This window comes from Streptomyces sp. PH10-H1 (assembly GCF_030063355.1).
In the GTDB taxonomy this organism is placed as follows: Bacteria; Actinomycetota; Actinomycetes; order Streptomycetales; family Streptomycetaceae; genus Actinacidiphila.
Map to the genome: position 1 here is coordinate 19031 of NZ_JASISZ010000050.1, position 22137 is coordinate 41167.

General features: G+C 69.8%; 16 protein-coding genes, 6 tRNA genes and 2 pseudogenes. 14 read left to right on the forward strand and 10 right to left on the reverse strand.

What is annotated here, in order from left to right; genetic code table 11:
• Window positions 1–35 precede the first annotated feature (35 nt).
• The 7 genes and pseudogenes from QMK24_RS26515 to QMK24_RS26545 all read left to right on the forward strand — a co-directional run.
• Complete coding sequence (locus QMK24_RS26515) at window positions 36–1028, forward strand: SDR family NAD(P)-dependent oxidoreductase (protein WP_283469307.1); 993 nt, start codon at window positions 36–38, stop codon at window positions 1026–1028.
• A gap of 72 nt (window positions 1029–1100) precedes the next feature.
• Complete coding sequence (locus QMK24_RS26520; protein WP_283469308.1) at window positions 1101–1814, forward strand: sugar phosphate nucleotidyltransferase; 714 nt, start codon at window positions 1101–1103, stop codon at window positions 1812–1814.
• 8 nt (window positions 1815–1822) lie between these two features.
• Window positions 1823–2761 (forward strand): annotated as a pseudogene (locus tag QMK24_RS26525) (NAD-dependent epimerase/dehydratase family protein); the annotation flags it as partial.
• 203 nt (window positions 2762–2964) lie between these two features.
• The gene (locus tag QMK24_RS26530) at window positions 2965–3693 is read left to right on the forward strand and encodes a spherulation-specific family 4 protein (protein ID WP_283469309.1); all 729 of its coding nucleotides are present in this window, start codon (window positions 2965–2967) and stop codon (window positions 3691–3693) included.
• Window positions 3693–4514 (forward strand): endo alpha-1,4 polygalactosaminidase, encoded by an 822-nt coding sequence (locus QMK24_RS26535; RefSeq protein WP_283469340.1) that lies wholly within the window; start codon window positions 3693–3695, stop codon window positions 4512–4514. The genes QMK24_RS26530 and QMK24_RS26535 overlap by 1 nt, the downstream gene beginning before the upstream one ends.
• A gap of 95 nt (window positions 4515–4609) precedes the next feature.
• On the forward strand, window positions 4610–5131 hold the full coding sequence (locus QMK24_RS26540; RefSeq protein WP_283469310.1) for a MarR family winged helix-turn-helix transcriptional regulator: 522 nt from the start codon (window positions 4610–4612) through the stop codon (window positions 5129–5131).
• Window positions 5132–5168: 37 nt separating this feature from the next.
• Window positions 5169–6505, forward strand: a pseudogene (locus QMK24_RS26545) (DHA2 family efflux MFS transporter permease subunit); the annotation flags it as partial.
• Window positions 6506–6569: 64 nt separating this feature from the next.
• Here the strand turns inward: QMK24_RS26545 and QMK24_RS26550 are convergent.
• The 8 genes from QMK24_RS26550 to QMK24_RS26585 form a co-directional block, all read right to left on the reverse strand.
• Window positions 6570–7061, reverse strand: coding sequence for a GtrA family protein (locus tag QMK24_RS26550; protein ID WP_283469311.1), 492 nt, complete (start codon window positions 7059–7061; stop codon window positions 6570–6572).
• A gap of 178 nt (window positions 7062–7239) precedes the next feature.
• Window positions 7240–7491: a ribosomal protein L7/L12 gene (locus tag QMK24_RS26555; protein ID WP_283469312.1), complete on the reverse strand. Its 252-nt coding sequence runs from the start codon at window positions 7489–7491 to the stop codon at window positions 7240–7242.
• A gap of 157 nt (window positions 7492–7648) precedes the next feature.
• Window positions 7649–7721: transfer RNA gene (locus tag QMK24_RS26560), tRNA-Lys, on the reverse strand.
• Window positions 7722–7926: 205 nt separating this feature from the next.
• Window positions 7927–8002 (reverse strand) — tRNA-Lys (locus QMK24_RS26565).
• Window positions 8003–8106: 104 nt separating this feature from the next.
• Complete coding sequence (locus tag QMK24_RS26570) at window positions 8107–9597, reverse strand: amino acid permease (protein WP_283469341.1); 1491 nt, start codon at window positions 9595–9597, stop codon at window positions 8107–8109.
• A gap of 235 nt (window positions 9598–9832) precedes the next feature.
• Entirely contained in the window at window positions 9833–12238 is a 2406-nt protein-coding gene (locus QMK24_RS26575; RefSeq protein WP_283469313.1) for a DEAD/DEAH box helicase, read from the reverse strand.
• 230 nt (window positions 12239–12468) lie between these two features.
• Window positions 12469–12930 (reverse strand): hypothetical protein, encoded by a 462-nt coding sequence (locus QMK24_RS26580; protein WP_283469314.1) that lies wholly within the window; start codon window positions 12928–12930, stop codon window positions 12469–12471.
• Window positions 12931–13085: 155 nt separating this feature from the next.
• Window positions 13086–13436, reverse strand: a complete 351-nt coding sequence (locus QMK24_RS26585; protein WP_283469342.1) for a metallopeptidase family protein — start codon at window positions 13434–13436, stop codon at window positions 13086–13088.
• Window positions 13437–13670: 234 nt separating this feature from the next.
• On the opposite strand from QMK24_RS26585, the gene QMK24_RS26590 reads away from it, so the two are divergent.
• From QMK24_RS26590 to QMK24_RS26615, 6 genes are all read left to right on the forward strand, one after another.
• A tRNA-Glu gene (locus QMK24_RS26590) sits at window positions 13671–13743 on the forward strand.
• A gap of 38 nt (window positions 13744–13781) precedes the next feature.
• Window positions 13782–13856 (forward strand) — tRNA-Asp (locus tag QMK24_RS26595).
• 4 nt (window positions 13857–13860) lie between these two features.
• A tRNA-Phe gene (locus QMK24_RS26600) sits at window positions 13861–13934 on the forward strand.
• Between the two features lie 93 nt (window positions 13935–14027).
• Window positions 14028–17984 (forward strand): ATP-dependent RNA helicase HrpA, encoded by a 3957-nt coding sequence (gene hrpA / locus QMK24_RS26605; RefSeq protein WP_283469315.1) that lies wholly within the window; start codon window positions 14028–14030, stop codon window positions 17982–17984.
• A gap of 148 nt (window positions 17985–18132) precedes the next feature.
• Window positions 18133–18207: transfer RNA gene (locus QMK24_RS26610), tRNA-Asp, on the forward strand.
• A 138-nt stretch (window positions 18208–18345) separates the two neighbouring features.
• Entirely contained in the window at window positions 18346–18528 is a 183-nt protein-coding gene (locus tag QMK24_RS26615; protein ID WP_502962646.1) for a DUF6274 family protein, read from the forward strand.
• 404 nt (window positions 18529–18932) lie between these two features.
• Here QMK24_RS26615 and bldC read toward each other — a convergent pair whose 3' ends face one another.
• Window positions 18933–19139, reverse strand: coding sequence for a developmental transcriptional regulator BldC (gene bldC, locus QMK24_RS26620; protein ID WP_003949541.1), 207 nt, complete (start codon window positions 19137–19139; stop codon window positions 18933–18935).
• Between the two features lie 526 nt (window positions 19140–19665).
• Complete coding sequence (locus QMK24_RS26625; RefSeq protein WP_283469316.1) at window positions 19666–20511, reverse strand: DUF8083 family protein; 846 nt, start codon at window positions 20509–20511, stop codon at window positions 19666–19668.
• A 458-nt stretch (window positions 20512–20969) separates the two neighbouring features.
• Between QMK24_RS26625 and QMK24_RS26630 the strand changes: the two genes are divergently transcribed.
• Entirely contained in the window at window positions 20970–22118 is a 1149-nt protein-coding gene (locus tag QMK24_RS26630) for a Glu/Leu/Phe/Val dehydrogenase dimerization domain-containing protein (protein ID WP_283469317.1), read from the forward strand.
• Window positions 22119–22137: the final 19 nt, after the last annotated feature.

A 22137-nucleotide genomic window follows, 5' to 3' on the forward strand; every position in this document is an offset into this window, starting at 1 on the left:
CTGACCGAACCTCTCACTGAAACCGGAGTACCGACATGACATGGGTAGCCGTCACCGGCGCCGAAGGCTTCATCGGCTCGCATCTGGTGGAGGCGCTGGTCGCCTCAGGACACCGGGTGCGCGCGATGGCCCAGTACAACTCCTTCTCTTCATTCGGCTGGCTGGAGACGCTGCCCGCCGAGACGATGGACCAGGTCGACGTGGTCCTGGGCGACGTCCGCGATCCCGGCTCCGTCAGGGAACTCGTGAAGGACACGGAGGCCGTCTACCATCTGGCCGCGCTGATCGCGATCCCCTACTCGTACCGGGCACCGCACTCCTACGTCGACACGAACGTCACCGGCACGCTGAACGTGCTGGAGGCCGTACGCCATCTGGAGATCCCGCGCCTGGTGCACACCTCCACCAGCGAGACGTACGGCACCGCGCAGACCGTACCGATCTCCGAGGACCACCCGATCAACACCCAGTCCCCGTACGCCGCTTCGAAAGCGGGCGGCGACCGGCTGGCGGACAGCTATTACGCGAGTTTCGAGACCCCCGTGGTGACGCTGCGGCCGTTCAACACCTTCGGGCCACGGCAGTCCATGCGGGCGGTGATCCCGACGGTGATCGGGCAGGTGGCCGCCGGGGAGCGGACCATCACGCTCGGCGATCTGCGTCCGACGCGCGACTTCACCTATGTACGGGACACGGCGCGGGCGTTCCTCGCGGTGGGGAGCGCGCCCGCCGAGAGCGTGGTCGGGCGGACCTTCAACGCGGGGACCGGCGGTGAGATCTCGGTCGGCGACCTGGTGCAGCTGATCGGCAAGCTCATGGAGACCGACCTCGACGTCATCGAGGAGGCACAGCGCATCCGGCCCGCCGGCTCCGAGGTGATGCGGCTGGTCTGCGACGCCTCGCGGCTGCGCGAGGCCACCGGCTGGGCCCCGGACCACAGCCTGGAACAGGGCCTGGAACACACCATCGGCTTCTTCCGCGACCCGGCGAATCTCGCCCGCTACAAGACCGCGCTCTACAACATCTGATTTGGAAGCTCGACTTGGAAGCTCGACTTCGAGCTGACGTCTGGCCGCGAGGCCAGAGGGGGGACGACCACCATGCACGCAGTCATCCTGGCCGGCGGCAAAGGCGTCCGGCTGCGGCCGTACACGACCGCTCTGCCGAAGCCGCTCGTGCCGATCGGCGACCAGCACGCGATCCTGGAGATCGTGATGCGGCAATTGGCGAGCGCCGGATTCACCACCTGCACCATCGCCATCGGGCATCTGGGCCACATCATCCGCGCCTACGTCGGCAACGGCTCGCAATGGGGGATGCGCGTCGGCTACTCGACCGAGGACAGCCCGCTCGGCACGATGGGGCCGCTGCTCACCATGCTCGACCGGCTTCCCGACCACTTCCTCGTGATGAACGGCGACATCCTCACCGACCTGGACTTCGGCGCCGTACTGCGGCATCACGCGACCACGGACGGTCCGCTGACCATCGCCACCTACGCACGCAAGGTAAAGATCGACTTCGGAGTGCTGACCACGAACGACGGACACGTCGTGGCCTTCACCGAGAAGCCGAGCATCGACTACCGCGTATCGATGGGCGTGTACGGCCTGTCGCGTTCCACCCTCGCCGGCTACACGCCCGGGCTGCCGCTCGGCTTCGACGAGCTGGTGCTCGACCTGCTGAACGCGAACACCCCGCCGAACGCGTACGACTTCGACGGCTACTGGCTCGACATCGGACGTCCCGACGACTACGACCGGGCCAACGCCGAATTCACCACCCATCGCGGACTGCTGCTCAAGGGGGCGTGACCGAGGCCATGCGACGCATTCTCTGCCTGGGTTCCACCGGATTCCTCGGCGGCCACGTCGCCGGGCAGCTGCGCGCCCTCCCGGGCGTGCGGGTGCTCGGCGGCGGCCGGGGCGCCCTCGCCGGACCGCCGGGCGACGTGCCCATCGACGTGCCCATCGACCTGCCCATCGACCTGCCGATCGACCTCGCCACCATCTCCGTCAGGGCGCTCGCGGACGCGTTGCGCGCGTTCGATCCCCACGCCGTCGTCAACTGCGCGGGTGCGGTGGGCGGCAGCCCGCTGCGGCTCGCCGAGGTCAACACCCGTGGTCCCGCCGTACTCTGCGAGGCGCTCCAGCGGGCGGCGCCCGCCGCTCGGCTCGTACATCTCGGCTCGGCCGCCGAGTACGGCGTCACGGCCCCCGGCCGGGCGCTCGACGAATCCGCGCCGACCCGCCCGCCGAGCGCGTACGGGGCCACGAAGCTGGCCGGCACCCTCATCGTCACCGCATCGTCCCTGGACGCCACGGTGTTGCGGATCTTCAACCCGATCGGCCCGGGATCGCCGGCGGCGAGCCTTCCTGGGCGGCTCGCCGCCGAACTGCGGCGCGCGCTCCCTGAGGGTGCGGAGGGGGTGATCCGGGTCGGCGACCTGTCCGCGTACCGCGATTACGTCGATGTACGGGATGTGGCGGCGGCCGTCGTGCTCGCCGCCCTGGCTCCCGGGGCGCTGCCGCGCGTCCTGAACATCGCGGGCGGCTCCGCCACCGCGGTGCGCGTGATCGCCGAGGGACTGGTGGCCGCGTCCGGCTTCCGGGGCAGGGTGGAGGAGAACGGGGCGGGTTCACGACGTTCGGAGTCCGTGTCGTGGCAGCGGGCGGATATCTCCGCGGCGGCCGTCGCCCTCGGCTGGCGGCCCGAGTTCACCCTCGCGGAATCGCTCGCCGCGCTGTGGAACGAGGGGTCACTCATTCCGGCCGTCGCAGCGGGGACTGTCACATCCGGGGCCGTCGCTTCGGCGGCTGCCATCGCATCACCGGTCGCCGCATCACCGGTCGCCGCATCATCGGTTGCCTCACCAGTGCTACCCGCGCCGGAGGTCGCCGCATCACCGGTCGCCGCGTCGGCGGGTGCCCCGCCCGTAGGGGCGGCCGCCGTCCCGGCCGCGCCGTGAACCGCGGATCGCTCCTCGTCCCGCTGTACGTCCACCCGGCCGTCGACCCCGGCGCCTGGCGGACGCTGGTGGAGTCCGCCGACCTGCTCTACGGCGTCGTCCTCAACGTCGCCGACGGCCCGGGTACGGCGCCCGACCCCGCCTTCGCGGCGGTCGCCGGGGAGTTGCGGGCGGCGGGCGTACGCGTCCTGGGCTACGTGGACACCGCGTACGGCCGCCGCCCCACCCACGCGGTCCTCGCCGACCTGTTCCACCACAGCACGTGGTACGGCACGGACGGCGTCTTCCTCGACCAGGCCGCCTCCGACGGCGGCCTGGTCGGCCACTACCGCCGGCTCGCCCGAACCGCCCGCGCCTGCGGCTCCCAGACGGTCGTCCTCAACCCGGGCGTGCACCCCGCGCCCGGGTACGCCCAGGTCGCCGATCTGCTGGTGACCTTCGAGGGCAGCTGGGCCACGTACCGCACCGCCGCCCCCGTACCGGCCTGGACGGGTACGTATCCGGCGGAGCGTTTCTGCCATCTGGTGTACGACGTGCCCGCCGGACTCCGCGGCCTCGTCTCCCGTACCGCCCGGCTGCGCGGCGCGGCCGTGCACTGCGCTGTACCTGGATCCGGCGCCAACCCCTGGCAGGGTGTGTCCTCTGACCTCACCGACCACTCCCGGGAATCACGATCAGCATCGACATCAGCCGCACGCCACCATCAGCAGGAGGAAAGCAGTTGATCCGCAGGTTCGCCACGCGCTCCCTGCCCGTCGCACTTCTCCTTCTGCTGCTCGCCGCCTGCGGCACCAAACCTGACCCCGGCCCGGAGCCGGACGACCGCACCACCCCCGCTCCTTCGTCCGGCCACTGGCAGCCGCGCCCCGGCACCGCGTGGCAGTGGCAGCTCAGCGGCAAGGTCGATACGAGCGTCGATGTACCCGTCTACGACATCGACGGGTTCGAGAACGACGCCGCCGCCGTCTCCCGTCTGCATGCCGACCGTCGCAAGGTGATCTGCTACGTCAACGCGGGTGCCTGGGAGGACTTCCGCTCCGACCGGGCGACCTTTCCCGCCGCCGTCCTCGGGCTGGGCAACGGCTGGAAGGGCGAGCGCTGGCTCGACATCCGCCGCATCGACGTCCTGCGCCCGCTGATGGCCAAACGTTTCGACATGTGCCGCGCCAAGGGCTTCGACGCGGTCGAGCCCGACCTCATGGACGCGTACACCAACCGTTCGGGCTTCCCGCTGACCGCCGCCGACCAGCTCGCCTACAACCGCATGCTCGCCGGGCTCGCCCACGAGCGCGGTATGTCGGTCGGCCTCAAGAACGATCTGGAGCAGATCCCGCAGCTGGTCGGCGACTTCGACTTCGCCGTCAACGAGGAGTGCGCGCAGAACCAGGAATGCGACGCGCTGACTCCGTTCATCAAGGCGGGCAAAGCGGTGTTCCACACCGAGTACACCCTGACGACGGAGAAGTTCTGCCCGCTCGCCCGACAACTCGGCCTCAGCTCCATGCAGAAGCGTCCCGGCCTCGACGCGTGGCGGCGGCCCTGCTAGGACCTGTCCGGCCGTAGCGCCGTGGCCGGCGGCTGAATGCAGACCGTCCGGTACGGGAAGATCCTGTACCGGACGAGTCTTGTTACCCTCACGGTATGGCACCCAAAGCGACCCCCGCCGCCCACAAGACCGCCGTCGCACCCGTACGGCGCGTCCCGGATCTCACGTTCCAGCTGAAGCACATCGCGCATGTGCTCACCACCGAGCTGACGGCGGCGCTCGCCGAGATCGACAGCTCGCCGCGCCTGCACTGTGTGCTGGCGCACGCGCTGACGGGCAAACTCACCCAGGCGCAGGTGGCGGAGCTGGCGGACCTCGACAAGACCACGATGGTCGTGACGATGGACGAGCTGGAGAAGGCCGGGCTCGCGGAGCGCCGCCCGTCGAGCACGGACCGCCGGGCACGGATCATCTCGGTCACCGAGGCGGGCGTACAGCACATCGCCGACGGCCTGGTGATCATCGACCGCATCCACAGCGAGGTGCTCGGCACGCTTCCGGAGGACGAACGGAAGGTGTTCGCCTCCGCGGTGCAGCGACTGACGGAGGGCCGGCTGTCCACGCCCATCGAGTCTCCGCGCCCGGTCCGGCGGGCCCGGGAGGCACGGATCCGGTGACGATCTAGTTCCGAAAGATATCGTCTATTACAGAACTATGATCATCCTGGACGGCAGCATCGTGACCGTGGCGCTGCCCGCCATCCAGAGCGACCTCGGCTTCTCGCAGTCCGACCTCGCCTGGGTCGTCAACGCCTACATGATCGCCTTCGGCGGACTGCTGCTCCTGGCAGGCCGGCTCGGCGATCTGATCGGCCGCAAGCGAATGTTCCTGGCGGGCATCACCCTCTTCACCGCCGCCTCGCTGCTGTGCGGGGTGGCGGGTTCCCCGGAACTGCTGATCGCCGGGCGTTTCGTCCAGGGAATCGGCGGCGCGATGGCCTCGGCGGTGAGCCTCGGCATGATCGTGACGCTGTTCCCCGAGCCGCTGGAGCGGCGAAGGCCATCGGCGCGTTCAGCTTCGTCGGTGCCGCCGGGGCCTCGATCGGCCTGGTGCTCGGCGGGGTTCTCACCCAGTCCGCCAGCTGGCACTGGATTTTCTTCATCAACCTGCCGATCGGCCTCGCCGCCGGCGTACTGGCCGCCCGCACCCTTGTCGCCGACCGCGGGCTCGCGCTGCGTACCGGGGCGGACGCGACGGGCGCCGCGCTCGTCACCGCCGGTCTGATGCTCGGCGTCCACACCATCGTCAAGGCGGGCGAGAACGGCTGGGCCTCGGCCCGCACCCTCGGTCTCGGCGCCCTGGCGATCGTCCTGCTCGCCGCGTTCGTCCTCCGCCAGGCGAAGGCCGCCGCCCCGCTGCTGCCGCTGCGGGTGTTCCGCTCCCGCCAGGTCTCCGGGGCCAACGCGATCCAGGTCCTCATGATCGCCGCCCTGTTCGGCTTCCAGGTCCTCGTTGTCCTCTATATGCAGCACGTGCTCGGCTACGGCGCCGCGATGAGCGGGCTCGCCCTGCTGCCGTCCGCCGTGGTGATCGGGATCGTCTCGCTCGGCTTCTCCGCCCGCCTGACCGCCCGACTCGGCGAGCGCACCATGGTCGTCTCCGGTCTGGCGGTCCTGCTCGCGGGGCTCCTGCTACTCAGCCGCGTACCCGTCCACGGTGACTACCTCACCGACCTGCTGCCGGCGATGCTGTCGCTCAGCGGTTTCGGGCTGGCCATTCCGGCCCTGACCGGGCTCGGTATGTCCGGGGCCACCGAGCGGGACGCCGGCGTCGCGTCCGGCCTGTTCAACACCACCCAGCAGATCGGCGGCGCACTCGGCCTCGCCCTCCTCAACACCCTCGCCACCTCCCGCACCGACCACCTGCTCGCCGCCGGAAGCTCCACCCCCGCCGCGCTGACCGGCGGCTACCACCTGGCCTTCGCGATCGGCGCGGGCTTGATCGCGCTGGCGCTCGTCCTCGCCAGCACGACCCTCCCGGCACGGCGCCCGGCCTGACCCCCGCCGGACCTGAGCCCCGCCAGGCCGGAACCACCCGGCCTGACCCGTAAGTCGCTCACGCGGCGACGACGACCGACCCACGGGTCAGGACCGGCTTCGCGGTGCCCCGGCTCCCGGCCGTGGCCGTGGCCCGGGTCGCGAAGACCATCACCCGCAGCACCACGAAGCGCCCGACACCCGCCAGGCCGGAGGCGGACAGGTAGACACCCTGCTCCAGCAGCCGACCCGGGTTCGGGTGCACCGCGTACAGGGTGAGCAGGGCACCGGTGGTGAACAGGTAGCAAACGGTAGCGGTGAGACCGGACTTGAGATGGTCGGCCAGCTGGGCTCGTCCGGCGCGGAAGGTGAACCGGCCGTGCAGCTCGGTGGCCAGCAGGGTGGACGCCACCGTCACCACCGCGTTCGCCAGTGGCAGCGAAACCCGTCCGGAGAGCATCAGCAGTACCCCGCTGGACAGCAGTCCAACTCCCCCACCGCACACCACGAAGCGCACGAATGCCGCCAGGGGCCCGGTGGCGACCGGCGCTGGTACCGAGGTGGCGGCCATGTCGAACTCCTTGTCAGCGGCGGGTGTCACTGACTTTGCCGCACCGGACGACCCCGGCCCATCCGGCTCATGCCCCATAACTCGTGGGGGTTATCCCTACCCCGTCCCCTAGCGGCATCCCTGAGGAACTCCGCCGCCGCGCACGAGAGAACGCACCGAAAGGACGCGCTCAGCCAGGTCAGCCGTTTCCGGGCATCCGGTCGACCGCGTCCTTGGCTTCCTTCAGACCGGCGCCCGTCAGCTCCCGGTAGACCTTGATCGCCTGGATCTTCTTCCCTTGCCGCACAAGCTCGTCGATCTCCCGCAGATCGGGGGATACCTCCTCGAACGCGATCCCCAGGTGACTCAGGATCAGCTCCTGACGGCGTTCGATCCGTTCGAGCCTGCGCTCCATCAGCTGGAGCCTCCGCTCCGCTCCGGAAAAGATCATTTCGCCACCGCCGGAGCGGGCAACACCACTGGGTACGTCATCCACGAGACTTTACAGAGGGTCACGTGCGGCCCCGGCACAGAGGCGCGCCCCGGTCGGGAAACCCGACCGGGGCGCTCTCGCAGGACGCCGGTGGCGAGACCGGTACGCCTGCGGGTAGGCCATGTGGGACTCGAACCCACAACCAATGGATTAAAAGTCCACTGCTCTAACCATTGAGCTAACGGCCCGTTCTCTTCCCAGCATAGCCGGGCGCGGACCGGGTCCGTGCCGCGTCGCGGCCGGTCAGACGTGGCGGCACGCGGCGGGACGGGCTCGGGAGGCAGTGGGCCGCAGCGGGACGCGACCGCCCCGGGCCGGACGGCCACCGGCGGCCGGATCCAGCCCCCGGCACAGAGAAACCGCAGGTCGGTGTGGTATGACCTGCGGCTCTCATGGTGGGCCATGTCGGACTCGAACCGACAACCAATGGATTAAAAGTCCACTGCTCTGCCAATTGAGCTAATGGCCCCGCCCCGCAGCATAGCCCGGCGAGGCGTGCAGGTCCGAGTCTTATCGGCTGTGGATGATCTGCGTCCTGGCTTCGGCCATGCTGCGGAGGATCCGCCGCTCGGGTCAGCCCGGCTCAGGGGCGGACTCGACGGCGGTGTCGGTGTCGGTGTCGGTGTCGGCGACCGACTCGGTGGCGGCCGGTTTCAGGAACCAGTGACGGGCGGAGACCAGCCACCAGGTGGCGGCGAAGCCGAGGACGGCGAGCACCGCCACCGGCGCGTAGTTGAAGCTGTCCGCCGTGACGGGGCTCACCTGCGGCAGCATGAACAGCACGGTGATCAGCGCGACCCACCCCACCGAGAGGATCCCGATCGGCCGGCTCCAGCGCCCCAGGTGCCAGGGGCCGCGCTCGAAGGCGTCGCCCTTGCGCAGCCGGAGGAACGTCGGGATGACGTAGGCGATGTACAGGCCGATCACGGCGATCGACGTCACGGCGGCGTAGGCGGTGGGGTTGATCAGATACGGCAGGCCGAGCAGCAGCGCGCCGGAGGCCGCCAGCCACACGGCGTTGGTGGGCGTGCGGGTGCGCTCGTTGATGCGGTGCCAGACGCGGGAGTAGGGGAGAGCGCCGTCGCGCGAGAACGCGTAGATCATGCGGCTGTTGGCCGTGACGGAGGCCATCCCGCAGAACAGCTGCGCGACGATCACCACGAGCAGCAGCGCCTTGCCGCCGGTCGCCCCGAGTCCGTCGATCAGGATCTGGGCGGGCGGGACGCCGGTGTCGCTGCCCAGGACGCCGCTGTAGCTGTGGATGGAGAAGGTGAACCCGAGCAGCAGCACGAAGCCGGCGATCCAGGACGTCCAGATGGAACGGACGATGCCGCGCGGCCCGGCGACGGACGCGTCGTGGGTCTCCTCGGTCATATGGGCGGAGGCGTCGTAACCGGTGAAGGTGTACTGCGCCATCAGCAGGCCGATGAGCACCACGTAGAGCCCGCTGCCCCAGCCGGTGTTGTTGACGAACTCGGTGAAGACGAAGGACGCCGACTGATGGCTGTCGGGGACGATCGCGAGCGCTCCGACGATGACGGCCACGCCGATCACGTGCCACCACACGCTGATGTCGTTCAGCAGGGCGACGATCCGCACCCCGAAGGTGTTGAGCACTCCGTGCAGGACGAGGATCGCCGCGAACAGGATCATCGTGTGGCCCGGGGTGGCCGGCCAGTCGAACTGCAGCGTCAGATAGGCGTTGAGGAAGCTCGCCGCCCCGAAGTCGATGCCCGCCGTCACCGCGACTTGCCCCAGCACGTTGAACCAGCCGGTGAACCACGCCCAGGCGGCGGCGCTGCGCTCCGGGGCCAGAACGCGCGCCCAGTAGTAGAGCCCGGCCGAGGTCGGATACGCCGAACAGACCTCCGCCATCGCGAGCCCGACGACCAGTGTCATCAGCCCGACACCGACCCAGCCCCAGGTGATGACCGCCGGGCCGCCGGTGTTCATGCCGAACATGAACAGCGTCAGACACCCGGACAGGACCGAGATGATCGTGAACGACACCGCGAAGTTCGAGAACGCCGACATCCGTCGCGCGAGAACCTGCGTATAGCCCATCTGCCGCAGCCGCTCCTCGTCGGAGCCCGCGACGGGATCCGGCGTGGCCGGGTCCGGTTGGTCTTCGTGCGGCTGACCTTCTTGCGTTGTTGTCATGCCCCCAGCAATTCCCCCGCCGGGGGCACACCATGCGGCACACCCTGCGCGAAAACGGGCCCGCCCGATACCAATGGCATCGGGCGGGCCCGTAGACGTTCAGCCGACGTGGTCAGCCGTGATCAGGCGTGCAGCGCGATCAGTTGGCCTTCCAGCGCGGCTTGCGGTCGATCGAGCCGGTGCCGGTGTTGCCCGGGCGGCTGTCACGGCGCTCGAAGGTGCGGCCGGCGGGACGGTCGTCACGACGGTCACGGTTGAACGGACGGTCGCCGCCGGTGCGGAAGCCGCCACCCGTGGCCGGACGCTCTTCGCGACGGTCACGGTTGAAGCCACCCGTGGCCGGACGGTCGCCGCCGGAGCGGAAACCACCGGTGGCCGGACGCTCGTCACGACGCTCGAAGGAACGGCCGCCGGTCGGACGGTCACCGGTCGGACGGTCGCCACCGGAACGGAAGCCACCACCCGAGGACGGACGCTCGTCACGACGCTCGAAAGAACGGCCGCCACTGGGGCGCTCGTCACGACGGTCACGGTTGAAGCCACCCGAGGACGGGCGGTCGTCACGGCGCTCGAAGGAACGGCCACCGGTCGGACGGTCGCCACCGGAACGGAAGCCACCACCCGAGGACGGACGCTCATCGCGACGCTCGAAAGAACGGCCACCGGTCGGACGGTCACCACCGGAACGGAAACCACCACCCGAGGACGGACGCTCGTCACGACGCTCGAAAGAACGGCCGCCACTGGGGCGCTCGTCACGACGGTCACGGCCGCCGCCGTAGCCACCGGAGGACGGACGGTCGTCACGACGGCCGTAGTTGCCACGCTCGTCACGGTCACGACGGGGCTCGGGCTGGACCGGGATGGCCGCGATACGAGCGGCCTCGGCAGCGGCGGCCTCGGCGATTTCCAGCGCCTTGGCGGCGACGGCCTCTTCCGGGTCCTCGCCACGCTCGCGGGCCGAACGCATGGTGAGGCGGTCGGCCTCCTCACGCAGCTCGGTGGCGCGGCGCTGCAGCTTCTCCAGCTCGCGGGTCATGTCCGCGACGTCACGCTCGGCCTGCGCCGCGGCGTTCTGTACGGAGTCGGCCTGGACGTCGGTCATCGAGCGGGCGCCGGTGATCATGGCGACCTCCTCGTCGAAGACGCCCGAGCCGCCGATGATGTGGCGCGAGGCGTCGACGCCCGCGTCCTCCATCAGACGGAAGATGGTCTTGCGCTGGTGCGGAAGCGCCAGCGACACGACCGTGCCGCTCTCGCCGGCACGGGCGGTACGGCCGGACCGGTGGAGGTAGTCCTTGTGGTCGGCGGCCGGGTCGACGTTCAGCACGAGGCCGATGCCGTCGACGTGGATGCCGCGCGCGGCCACATCGGTCGCGACGAGGACGTTGACGAGACCGCCCTTGAAGTCCTCCAGCACGCGGGTACGCGCGCCCTGCGTCATACCGCCGTGCAGCGCGTCGGCCTTGACGCCCGACTCGATGAGCTGCTCGGCGACGCGGTCGGCGCCCATCTGGGTGCGGACGAAGATGATGGTGCGGCCCTTACGGGCGGCGATGGCGGCGGTGACCGGCGCCTTGTCCTTCGGCTTCACGACGAGCACGTGGTGGGTCATGGTGGTGACCGCGCCCTGCGCCGCGTCGACCTCGTGGGTGACCGGGTTCTTCAGGTAGCGCTTGACGAGGGAGTCGATCTCGTTCTCCAGGGTGGCGGAGAACAGCAGACGCTGGCCACCGACCGGAACCTGGTCGAGGATCTCGGTGACCTCGGGCAGGAAGCCCATGTCGGCCATCTGGTCGGCCTCGTCGAGGACCGCGATCTGGATCTTGTCGAGCGAAGCGGCGCCACGGTTCATCAGGTCGCGCAGCCGGCCCGGGGTGGCGACGAGGATGTCGACACCGCGCTCCAGCGCGTAGATCTGGTTGGACATCGAGGTACCGCCGCAGACGACCTTCATCTTGAGGCCGAGAACGTCACCGTACGGCTGCAGCGCGTCGGCGACCTGCATGGCGAGCTCACGCGTCGGTGTGAGGATGATGCCGCGCGGGCGCTTCTTCTCGGTGTGACCACCGGAGAGCAGCGTCAGGAGCGGCAGGCCGAAGGAGAGCGTCTTGCCGGAACCGGTACGGCCACGGCCCAGGATGTCCTTGCCGTCCAGCGCGTCCGGGATGGTCGCGGCCTGGATCGGGAACGGCTTGGTGACACCGTTCTGCGCGAGCTTGCGGACGATGCCCTCGGCCAGGCCGAGGTCTCCGAAAGTGACGCCGGTGTATTCCTCTTCGTCATCCGCATCCGCGGAGTCTGCGGCGTCCGTGCTGTCCGCGTCCGTGCTGTCCGCGTCATCGGCGGCCACGGCCTCGTCGGCGGTGTCGTCGCCGGCCGTGTCGCCGGCCGCGGTGGTGGTGTCAGTGGTGCTGTCGGCCTCGACGATGTCGGTCTCTGCGGACTCGACGTCGGTGATCTCGGCCGTGGTGTCGATCGTGGTGTCGTCAGCCACGGAGTCGTCCATGGGCATGGCGGTACGGTCGGCGGTGTTAATGGGCATGCTAAAGCTGAACCTCTCGGAGACTCGGCACGCGCCAGCTCCGGGGTTCGCATACAACCGCCTCAATGCGGTCAGCAGCCTGGAGAAAAGGAACGCGCCACGCGGCGCTCTTCGGATTCGGCGCCGGGCATTAGGATCAAACGATCTACCAGCATACGCATCTCCGGACCGATTTACCAATCGGACCGGAGGAGCTCAGCTGACCTCCTACTTTACACCGGTAACGCGGGCTACGCCGGGGGGGCCGGTGTTGTGGTCGTCACTACGGGAGTGGGGGTGGCGCTCGGAGGTGCCGAGGGCGCCGTGGTCGCCGGCGCCGGGGCGGACGTCGCCGGCTGGGCGGGCTGCGCGGAGGCGGTGGCCTGCCCAGGCCCGGCGGACGGCTTGCCGGGGCCGGGGGAAGGCGCGGGCTTCGCCGCCACCGGGGCGCCGCCCAGCGGCGGCACACCGTGGGGCGACGCGGACGCGGACGGCGAACCGTTCGGCCGGGGCTTGCGCCCGCCCGGGGCGACCTTGCCGCCGTCCTGCTGGGTGCCCTCCGGCGCCCCGTCGACCCGCGCGACCGGCGCACCGGACGGCTTCGGGTCCTGCGAGCCATCGGTGCTCAGGCAGCCGGCCGTCAGCAGGACGGCGGTGGCGGCCAGGACGGCTCCGGCGGTGCGGGCGACGGCGCGGGAGGAGGAAGGGGGCACGTGCATGCACCTCGGGAAGTCAGGACGCGGCGGGCAGGATCTCTGGTGCCCAACGCCCGCGCCACCCCTCAGGACACGCTCCACCGGTGACTACCGTCACGTTCGACCGGTCACGCGCGCGGCCGGCGTGCACCGTCGCCTTCCACCGTCACCCGTCACCCGTAGCCGAGCGCGTGCAGCCGCTCGTCGTCGATCCCGAAGTGGTGGGCGATCTCGTGAACGACCGTCACCTCGGTCTCCGCGACCACCTCGGCACGGCTGTCGCACATCCGCAGCGTCGGCCCCCGGTAGATCGTGATCCGGTCGGGCAGGACTCCGGCGTACCACTCGCCGCGCTCGGTGAGGGGTGTCCCTTCATAGAGGCCGAGCAGGTCGGGGTCCTTCGGGTCCGGCTCGTCCTCGACGAATACGGCGACGTTGTCCATCAGCCGCGTCAGATCAGCGGGAATCCGGTCGAGCGCCTCGCCGACCAGTTCCTCGAACTCCTCGCTCGTCATCTCCAGCACCAGCCCATTGTCGGTCATGGGCGGCGCTTTCCCCCGGCACGTGACACCACTTCCCCCGGCGGGCGGTGCGGCCTCCCCCAGGACCCCGTCACCGACCCCGCCCCCGGCCCCGTCACCCTCCCCCCTGCCCGCCCCCGCGACCGGCCGGTAAACCGTTTTGGCGATACCCGGCGGCATCCCATATGCTTCTCACGTCCCCGACGGCGCCGACAAGCGCCCAAGGCGGGCCAATTAGCCCTCATCGTCTAGTGGCCCAGGACGCCGCCCTTTCAAGGCGGTAGCACGGGTTCGAATCCCGTTGGGGGTACGCTTTACCGTGTGTGAGACTCGTCTTACACATAGCTAGGTCCTGTGGAGCAGTTTGGAGTGCTCGCCACCCTGTCAAGGTGGAGGCCGCGGGTTCAAATCCCGTCAGGACCGCTGCGGCTGGGTAGCTCAGTTGGTACGAGCGACCGCCTGAAAAGCGGTAGGTCGCCGGTTCGACCCCGGCCCCAGCCACCGCACGACGAAGGCCCCGTCTCCGGACGGGGCCTTCGTCGTTGTCGAAATGATTCGCGAACTCTTCCGACCGGGTGAGATCCTGGGGGCCGTATGTCTACGCAGCCTGCTTCCGCCTCCAGTGCCTCCGGCCAGCCCGGCCCCGCCACCCTCGCCGACCTGGGATCCCGTCTCTCCGCACTGTCGCTCCGCGACGAAGTGCGGCTCGGCCGCCGTCTCGAGGGCGCCCGCCGGATCCGTAAGACCGAAGCCCGCGCGACGGTGCTGGCGGAGATCGCCGGCCAGATCGAGCAGGGCGAGGCGCGCGTGGAGCTCCGGCGCGCCGCCGTGCCCAAGATCAGCTATCCCGAGCAGCTGCCGGTCAGCCAGCGCAAGGACGAGATCCTGGCGGCGGTCCGGGACCACCAGGTCGTGATCGTCGCGGGCGAGACCGGTTCGGGCAAGACCACCCAGATCCCGAAGATCTGCCTGGAACTGGGGCGCGGGGTGCGGGGGCTGATCGGCCATACCCAGCCCCGGCGTATCGCGGCCCGCACCGTGGCGGACCGGATCGCGGAGGAGCTGAACACCCCGCTCGGCGAGGCCGTCGGCTGGAAGGTCCGCTTCACCGACCAGGTCGGCGACCGCACGCTGGTCAAACTGATGACCGACGGCATCATGCTCGCCGAGATCCAGACCGACCGCGAGCTGCTGCAGTACGACACGATCATCATCGACGAGGCGCACGAGCGCAGCCTCAACATCGACTTCATCCTGGGCTATCTCGCCCAGCTGCTCCCCCGCCGCCCCGACCTCAAGGTGATCATCACCTCGGCCACCATCGACCCGCAGCGCTTCTCGCGGCACTTCGCGGACGCCCCGGTCGTCGAGGTGAGCGGGCGGACGTTTCCGGTGGAGGTCCGCTACCGGCCGCTGCTCGCCGAAGAGGGCGACGACGAGGACCGCGACCAGGTCACCGCGATCTGCGACGCGGTGGAGGAACTCCAGCGCGAGGGCCCCGGCGACATCCTGGTCTTCCTGTCGGGCGAACGTGAGATCCGTGACACCGCGGACGCCCTCAACAAGCAGAACCTGCGCTCCACCGAGGTGCTGCCGCTGTACGCGCGGCTGTCGTCGGCCGAGCAGCACCGTGTCTTCCAGCAGCACGCCGGGCGCCGCGTCGTACTGGCCACGAACGTCGCCGAGACGTCTCTGACCGTGCCCGGCATCCGGTATGTCATCGACCCGGGCAATGCCCGTATCTCCCGCTACAGCCATCGCACCAAGGTGCAGCGGCTGCCGATCGAGGGGATCTCGCAGGCCAGCGCCAACCAGCGCAAGGGCCGTTGCGGGCGTACCTCGGACGGCATCTGTGTGCGGCTGTATTCGGAGGAGGACTTCGAGTCCCGCCCGGAGTTCACCGACCCGGAGATCCTGCGGACCAACCTGGCGTCCGTCATCCTCCAGATGACGGCGGCCGGTCTCGGCGACATCGCCCGGTTCCCCTTCATCGACCCGCCGGACAGCCGCCACATCAAGGACGGCGTCCAGCTCCTGGAGGAGCTCGGCGCGCTCGACCCGAAGGAGAAGGATCACCAGAAGCGGCTGACGCCGCTGGGCCGCAAGCTGGCGCAGCTGCCGGTGGACCCGCGGCTGGCCAGGATGGTGCTGGAGGCCGACAAGAACGGCTGTGTCCGCGAGGTCATGGTGATCGCGGCGGCGCTGTCGATCCAGGACCCGCGTGAGCGGCCGGCGGAGAAGAAGCAGCAGTCGGACGAGAAGCACCGCCGCTTCGCCGACGAGACCAGCGACTTCCTGGCGTTCCTGAATCTGTGGCGCTATGTGCGCGAGCAGCAGAAGGAGCTCTCGTCGTCGGCCTTCCGCCGGATGTGCCGCAGCGAGTATCTGAACTATCTGCGGATCCGCGAGTGGCAGGACATCTACAGCCAGCTGCGTTCGGTGGCCAAGACGATGGGCATCCAGCTGGTCGAGGGCGACCACGCCGCTCCGGACTCGCAGCGGCTGCACACGTCGCTCTTGGCGGGGCTGCTGTCGCACCTCGGCCTGAAGGACACGGACAAGAACGAGTACCTGGGCGCCAGGAGCGCCAAGTTCGCGATCTTCCCCGGCTCGGCTCTGTTCAAGAAGCCGCCGCGCTGGATCATGTCGGCGGAGCTGGTGGAGACCTCGCGGCTGTGGGCGCGGGTGAACGCGAAGATCGAGCCGGAGTGGGTCGAGCCGCTCGCGCAGCACCTGGTGAAGCGCACGTACAGCGAGCCGCACTGGGAGAAGGACCAGTCCGCGGTGATGGCGTTCGAGCGGGTGACGCTGTACGGCGTGCCGATCGTCGCGCAGCGCAAGGTCAACTACGGGCGGATCGACGCGGAGGTGTCGCGGGACCTGTTCATCCGCAACGCCCTGGTCGAGGGCGACTGGCGCACCCACCACCAGTTCTTCCACGACAACCGCAAGCTGCTGGGTGAGGTCGAGGAGCTGGAGCACCGGGCCCGGCGCCGGGACATCATGGTCGACGACGAGACGCTCTTCGACTTCTACGATCAGAAGTTGCCGCAAGACGTCGTATCCGGCGCCCACTTCGACTCCTGGTGGAAGAAGAAGCACCGCGAGGAACCGGAACTGCTCAACTTCGAGCAGTCGATGCTGATCAACGAGGCGGCCCAGACCGTCACCAAGGACGACTATCCGGACTCCTGGCGCCAGGGCCGGCTCACGTTCAAGGTGACGTACCAGTTCGAACCGGGCGCGGACGCGGACGGCGTGACCGTCCACATCCCGCTCCAGGTGCTCAACCAGGTCACCCCTGACGGCTTCGACTGGCAGATCCCCGGCCTGCGCGAGGAGGTCGTCACCGAGCTGATCCGCTCCCTCCCCAAACCGGTCCGCCGGCACTACGTACCCGCGCCGAACTACGCGAAGGCCTTCCTGGACCGGGTGGTGCCCGTCCAGGACCCGCTGCCCGACACCCTCGCCCGCGAGTTGCAGCGGATGGTCGGCGTCCGGGTGGACACCGCGGACTTCGACCTCGCCAAGGTCCCCGACCACCTCAAGATCACCTTCCGGGTGACCGACGAGCAGGGGCGCAAGCTCGCCGAGGACAAGGACCTGGAGGCGCTCACCCTCCGGCTCAAGCCGAAGACCCGCGAGGTGATCTCCAAGGCCGCCGACGCGATCGGCATCGAGCAGCGCACCGGGCTGACGCAGTGGACCATCGGGAGCCTGCCGCGCACCTTCGAGACCCGGCGTGGCGGCCAGCCCGTCAAGGCGTACCCGGCGCTGGTCGACGAGGGCGCCGGCGTCGCCGTACGGCTCTTCGACACCGAGGCCGAGCAGACCGCGGCGATGTGGCGAGGCACCCGCCGGCTGATCCTGCTCAACATCCCCTCGAACCCGTCGAAGTTCGCCCAGGGCCAGTTGAACAACGAGGCCAAGCTGGCGCTCTCGCGCAACCCGCACGGCAGTATCCAGGCGCTCTTCGACGACTGTGTGACCGCCGCCGCCGACAAGCTCATCGCCGACCACGGCGGTCCCGCCTGGGACGAGGAATCATTCCGGAAGCTCTTCGACAAGGTGCGCGCCGATCTGGTCGAGGCGACCGTACGGACGGTCTCCCGGGTCCAGCAGGTGCTGGCCGCCTGGCAGGCCTGTGAGCGCCGTCTGAAGGCCACCACGAGCCTCGTCCTGGTCGCGAACCTCACGGACGTCAAGGAGCAGCTGGCGGCCCTCGTGCCCGCCGGTTTCGTCACGGCCACCGGTCTGCGGCGGCTGCCGGACCTCATGCGGTACCTGGTGGCGGTCGACCGCCGGCTCCAGCAGATGCCCACGAACGTCCAGCGGGACACCATGCGCATGGAGAAGGTCCTGGAAATCCAGCGGGAGTACGCGGAGCTGCTGGCCGCGCAGCCGGGCGGGCGCCCGGTTCCGGACAAGGTTCGGGACATTCGCTGGTTGATCGAGGAGCTGCGCGTCAGCTACTTCGCGCATGCGCTGGGCACCTCCCAGCCGGTCTCCGACAAGCGCATCTTCAAGGTGCTGGACGAGGCCTGGGGCTGACCGGAGGGTCGGTCCCGGCGGTCGGCGAGGCGGCTGTGGACCGGCCGTCGGCCGCCCCGCGGCCGTGCCGCCGAACGGGTTCGACCCCACCCCCTGACCTGCTGTACAGTCTCTCTCGCAGCGCAGGAAGTTCGGCGCCGCACAGCTTGGTCCTGTGGAGCAGTTTGGAGTGCTCGCCACCCTGTCAAGGTGGAGGCCGCGGGTTCAAATCCCGTCAGGACCGCATCAGATACGACCCGGATCCCTTGAGGATCCGGGTCGTTTTCGTTGTGGCGCGACCTCGCGGGTCCCCGTGATCGCCCCGTTTCCAGGGCTGTGCGCGGTCTTGACGCGCCCCAACGGGCGCCGGTACGCCTGCGGTATGACGGTGACTCCCAGGCACGAGACGCGGGCGCTGCTGCGCGCCCATCTGGCGGCCGCTGCGGGGAACGGGCACCTCACCCGGCACTGCGTCACCTGCCACCGCCTGCTGCGGCTGGCGCTCCTGAAGCCGGAAACCCCATTACCCCAAGGGTCTGAGCAGCCACAAGAGCGGTGCATGTGACGGGCGTCACCCAAAGATTTCCGGAACTCGGGGAACCCGGTGCCTTTTTGAGGGGTGTCAATTTAATATGTGCAATTGCACGTGCGGCCGATCCGCCGCCAGTTGACGTCGGCTGCTGCCGACAGGTCACCGCAAGATGCTCACAAGACCCCACAGCGGCACACCCGCGACCCCCCGCAACGAGCCGCAACGGGCGCGCAGCCGGCCCACCGGAACTCCTCCGAGAGCCCGCAAAGCCCCACAACGCCCCCTGGGGGCACAAAAAAGATCGCATCGGACCCGGCGGAGTCCGATGCGATCTCTGTGTCCGTGAGGCGCCCTGATGGGGGCAGGGAGCCCGTGGAGCGGGTGACTTATGGGGTGGGGGCCCCACAAGACGCCCCTTTAGGGCGTGTCAGGGCTAGTCAGGCCTCGCTGCGCTGCTGCGGAATGCCCGCCAGAAGTGCGCGGACCTCCGCCTCGCGGTAGCGGCGGTGCCCGCCGAGCGTGCGGATGGACGTGAGCTTCCCAGCCTTGGCCCAGCGCGTGACCGTCTTCGGGTCCACGCGGAACATCGTGGCGACCTCAGCGGGGGTCAGCAGCGGCTCGGCATCAGGGGTGCGAGCGGTCATGAGCGGCCTCCTCGAGAGAACCGAACCAGCGCGGTTCTTCCTCTAAATTCTGCACCTTGACCCGTGTTGCCCGAAATGGCGGACGCGGGCCGAGTCGGTAATAGGACGAACGGCTTGTCCTCGGCACTACAACTACACCATCCGTCCAGCCTCGTCGGCCAAACCGATGGAATTGCCCTCTCAGGGGTTCAAGCTCTACGGAAGCCGATGGACCATGCCATAACGGACAGTCACGCCAACGTGACGATCAGTCACAGTATGATCAGCAGCCCCATCCCCGCCTCAAGATGTGCAATACCAGACAATCCGCCCATTGCTGGACGGAACAAGCTCTTCCAGGACTCGTTGTCCTATATTGGCACGACCGGTGGGGATGTCTGCAAGAGTCCTGATACGTGCTCTCCGTCACGCTTGAGCCAATGGCCCGGATCGGGACCATGGTTCCGGGGTCTCAGGAGCGGACCTGACGCCGGCCTCGCACCGCTCCGGCAGTGGTCCCCGGCGCCGGCCCGACGGCGCCCCGGCGTCAGCTCGCGAACTGCAGCTCGCGGATCGTCCGCCAGCGCTCGGTGAGCCGCTCGTACGCCTCGGCGGCCGCCGCCCCCGCCCCGTCCTTGAGCGCCGCCAGTCCCTCGGCCACATCGGCGGCCGACCGGTCCTCCGCGAGATCGGCCTCGGGGATGGCGTGCACCAGGCCGCCGTAGTCCAGCTCGACCAGGGAGCGCGGGTGGAACTCCTCCAGCCACCGGCCCACGTCGATCAGCCCGTCGATCAGCGGGCCGTCCTCCAGCGCGTCCTTGAGCACCCGCAGCGAGCGCGCCACCCGGCGCCTGGCCTGCACCATGGGCGTCCGGTACCGCATCAGCGGCTCCTTGGCCTCGCCGAGGCCGGCCGGCTCGTACTCGCGCTCGTCATCGCCGAAGAGCGCGAACCAGCGCACCGGAACGTGCCAGGTCGCGGAGCGGATCCACGGCCGCGCGTCCGGGTTGCGCTCCCGCCACGCCTCGTAGTCCGCCGCCGTCTGGGCGCGGACCACGGCGGGCAGCACGGCGTCCAGCACCGTCTCCGGAAGCTGCTCGGTGAGGGCGTCCAGCGCAAGCCAGCCGCGCAGCCGGGTACGCCAGGGGCAGATGTGCGTCACGCCGTTGACGACGGCCACGAAAGCGTCGCGGCTCTCGTGCACCGGGACCGCGACCGGCGGTACCGGCAGCAGATCCGCGAGCGACTGCCGCAGTTCGTCCTGTGCGGTCCGCGTCGCACCCGCGGCCGCGTAGCGGTACCAGTGGGTGCGTTCGGGCTCGGGGAACGCCGCCAGCGGCTCGTAGACCCGCAGATACGCCGCGTACGGGACCCGCACCGATGACAAGCCCACACCCGCTCCCTCGTGACCGCCTCGCCCCCGAATCGTCCCACGCCCCGGCCCGCCGCGGGGGTGATCCACAGCACTGGGGCCTGTCCGGCGGATCATGGGCGGTCCAGGCGTCGTCTGGTGCGGTGCCTCGCAAGGCGCCGGAGCACCCGCATACCGGTTGTATTCGGGTGTTTCGGTAACGCAGCGAGGGGCCGTGCCGGGCGGCGAAAGGGCCGTTCGTGATCCGCCGGACATCCGCGGGCGTTGCGCAGTGGAGGGCGCGCGGGATCCGCAGGCGTTGCACGAGCCTTCGGCGGGCGTACGGCGGCCCGTTGGCGGGCGTTCCGCGGGCGATTCGGCCACCCGGCGGGATGTCCCGCCCGCGGTCCCCGGTCGGTTGGCGGTCGGCTGGACCGGCCCTGCGCACGTCCGGGCCCCGGCGGGCAATACGCTTGCGCCAACCGGCCCTCCCCACCCGCATGGAGGGCAACCTCTGGACTGCAGGAGTCACCACCGTGACCGACGTTCTTCAGACTTCCAGCGTCGTCTCCAAACTGTTCCGGTCGGAACAGGGCGGGCACGAGCAAGTCGTCTTCTGCCAGGACCGTGCCAGCGGCCTCAGGGCCGTCATCGCGCTCCACTCCACCGCGCTGGGCCCCGCCCTGGGCGGTACCCGCTTCTACGACTACGCGACCGACGACGAGGCCGCCCTCGACGCCCTCAACCTCTCCCGCGGCATGTCGTACAAGAACGCTCTCGCCGGGCTCGACCACGGCGGCGGCAAGGCCGTGATCATCGGTGATCCGGACGCGATCAAGACCGAAGAACTCCTGCTCGCCTACGGTCGCTTCGTGGCCTCACTCGGCGGCCGTTACGTCACCGCCTGCGATGTCGGCACCTACGTCGCCGACATGGACGTCGTGGCCCGCGAGAACCGCTGGACGACCGGCCGCTCCCCCGAGAACGGCGGCGCCGGCGACTCCTCGGTGCTGACCGCCTTCGGCGTCTTCCAGGGCATGCGCGCCGCCGCGCGCACCCAGTGGGGCGAGCCCACGCTGCGCGGCCGCCGGGTCGGCATCGCCGGCGTCGGCAAGGTCGGCCACCACCTCGTGGAGCACCTGATCGAGGACGGCGCCGAGGTCGTGATCACCGACGTTCGCGCCGACGCCGTCGACCGGATCCGCGCCCGTCACCCGCAGATCACCGCCGTCACCGACGCTGACGTCCTGATCCGCACCCCGCTCGACGTCTACGCGCCCTGCGCGCTGGGCGGCGCGCTGAACGACGAGACCGTGCCGGCCCTCACCGCCACCATCGTGTGCGGCGCGGCCAACAACCAGCTCGCCCACCCGGGCGTCGAGAAGGACCTCGCCGATCGCGGAATCCTCTACGCGCCCGACTACGTGGTGAACGCCGGTGGCGTGATCCAGGTCGCGGATGAGCTGCACGGCTTCGACTTCGACCGGGCCAAGGCCAAGGCGACGAAGATTTTCGACACCACCGCCGCCATTTTCGACCGCGCCAGGACCGACGGCATCCCGCCGGCCGCCGCCGCCGACCGCCTCGCCGAGCAGCGCATCGCCGACCGCACCCCGGCCGCCGACTGGCTGCGCCCCGAGGCCGGCTGATCCCGGAGGCGGCGTGATC

Excerpts from the sequence above, each read along its gene's own strand:
- QMK24_RS26515 (WP_283469307.1), top strand. The coding sequence starts at position 36 with ATGACATGGGTAGCCGTCACCGGCGCCGAAGGCTTCATCGGCTCGCAT.
- QMK24_RS26520 (WP_283469308.1), top strand. The coding sequence starts at position 1,101 with ATGCACGCAGTCATCCTGGCCGGCGGCAAAGGCGTCCGGCTGCGGCCG.
- QMK24_RS26540 (WP_283469310.1), top strand. The coding sequence starts at position 4,610 with ATGGCACCCAAAGCGACCCCCGCCGCCCACAAGACCGCCGTCGCACCC.
- QMK24_RS26550 (WP_283469311.1), bottom strand. The coding sequence starts at position 7,061 with ATGGCCGCCACCTCGGTACCAGCGCCGGTCGCCACCGGGCCCCTGGCG.
- QMK24_RS26555 (WP_283469312.1), bottom strand. The coding sequence starts at position 7,491 with ATGATCTTTTCCGGAGCGGAGCGGAGGCTCCAGCTGATGGAGCGCAGG.
- QMK24_RS26570 (WP_283469341.1), bottom strand. The coding sequence starts at position 9,597 with ATGGGCTATACGCAGGTTCTCGCGCGACGGATGTCGGCGTTCTCGAAC.
- QMK24_RS26575 (WP_283469313.1), bottom strand. The coding sequence starts at position 12,238 with ATGCCCATTAACACCGCCGACCGTACCGCCATGCCCATGGACGACTCC.
- hrpA (WP_283469315.1), top strand. The coding sequence starts at position 14,028 with ATGTCTACGCAGCCTGCTTCCGCCTCCAGTGCCTCCGGCCAGCCCGGC.
- QMK24_RS26615 (WP_502962646.1), top strand. The coding sequence starts at position 18,346 with ATGACGGTGACTCCCAGGCACGAGACGCGGGCGCTGCTGCGCGCCCAT.
- bldC (WP_003949541.1), bottom strand. The coding sequence starts at position 19,139 with ATGACCGCTCGCACCCCTGATGCCGAGCCGCTGCTGACCCCCGCTGAG.
- QMK24_RS26630 (WP_283469317.1), top strand. The coding sequence starts at position 20,970 with ATGGAGGGCAACCTCTGGACTGCAGGAGTCACCACCGTGACCGACGTT.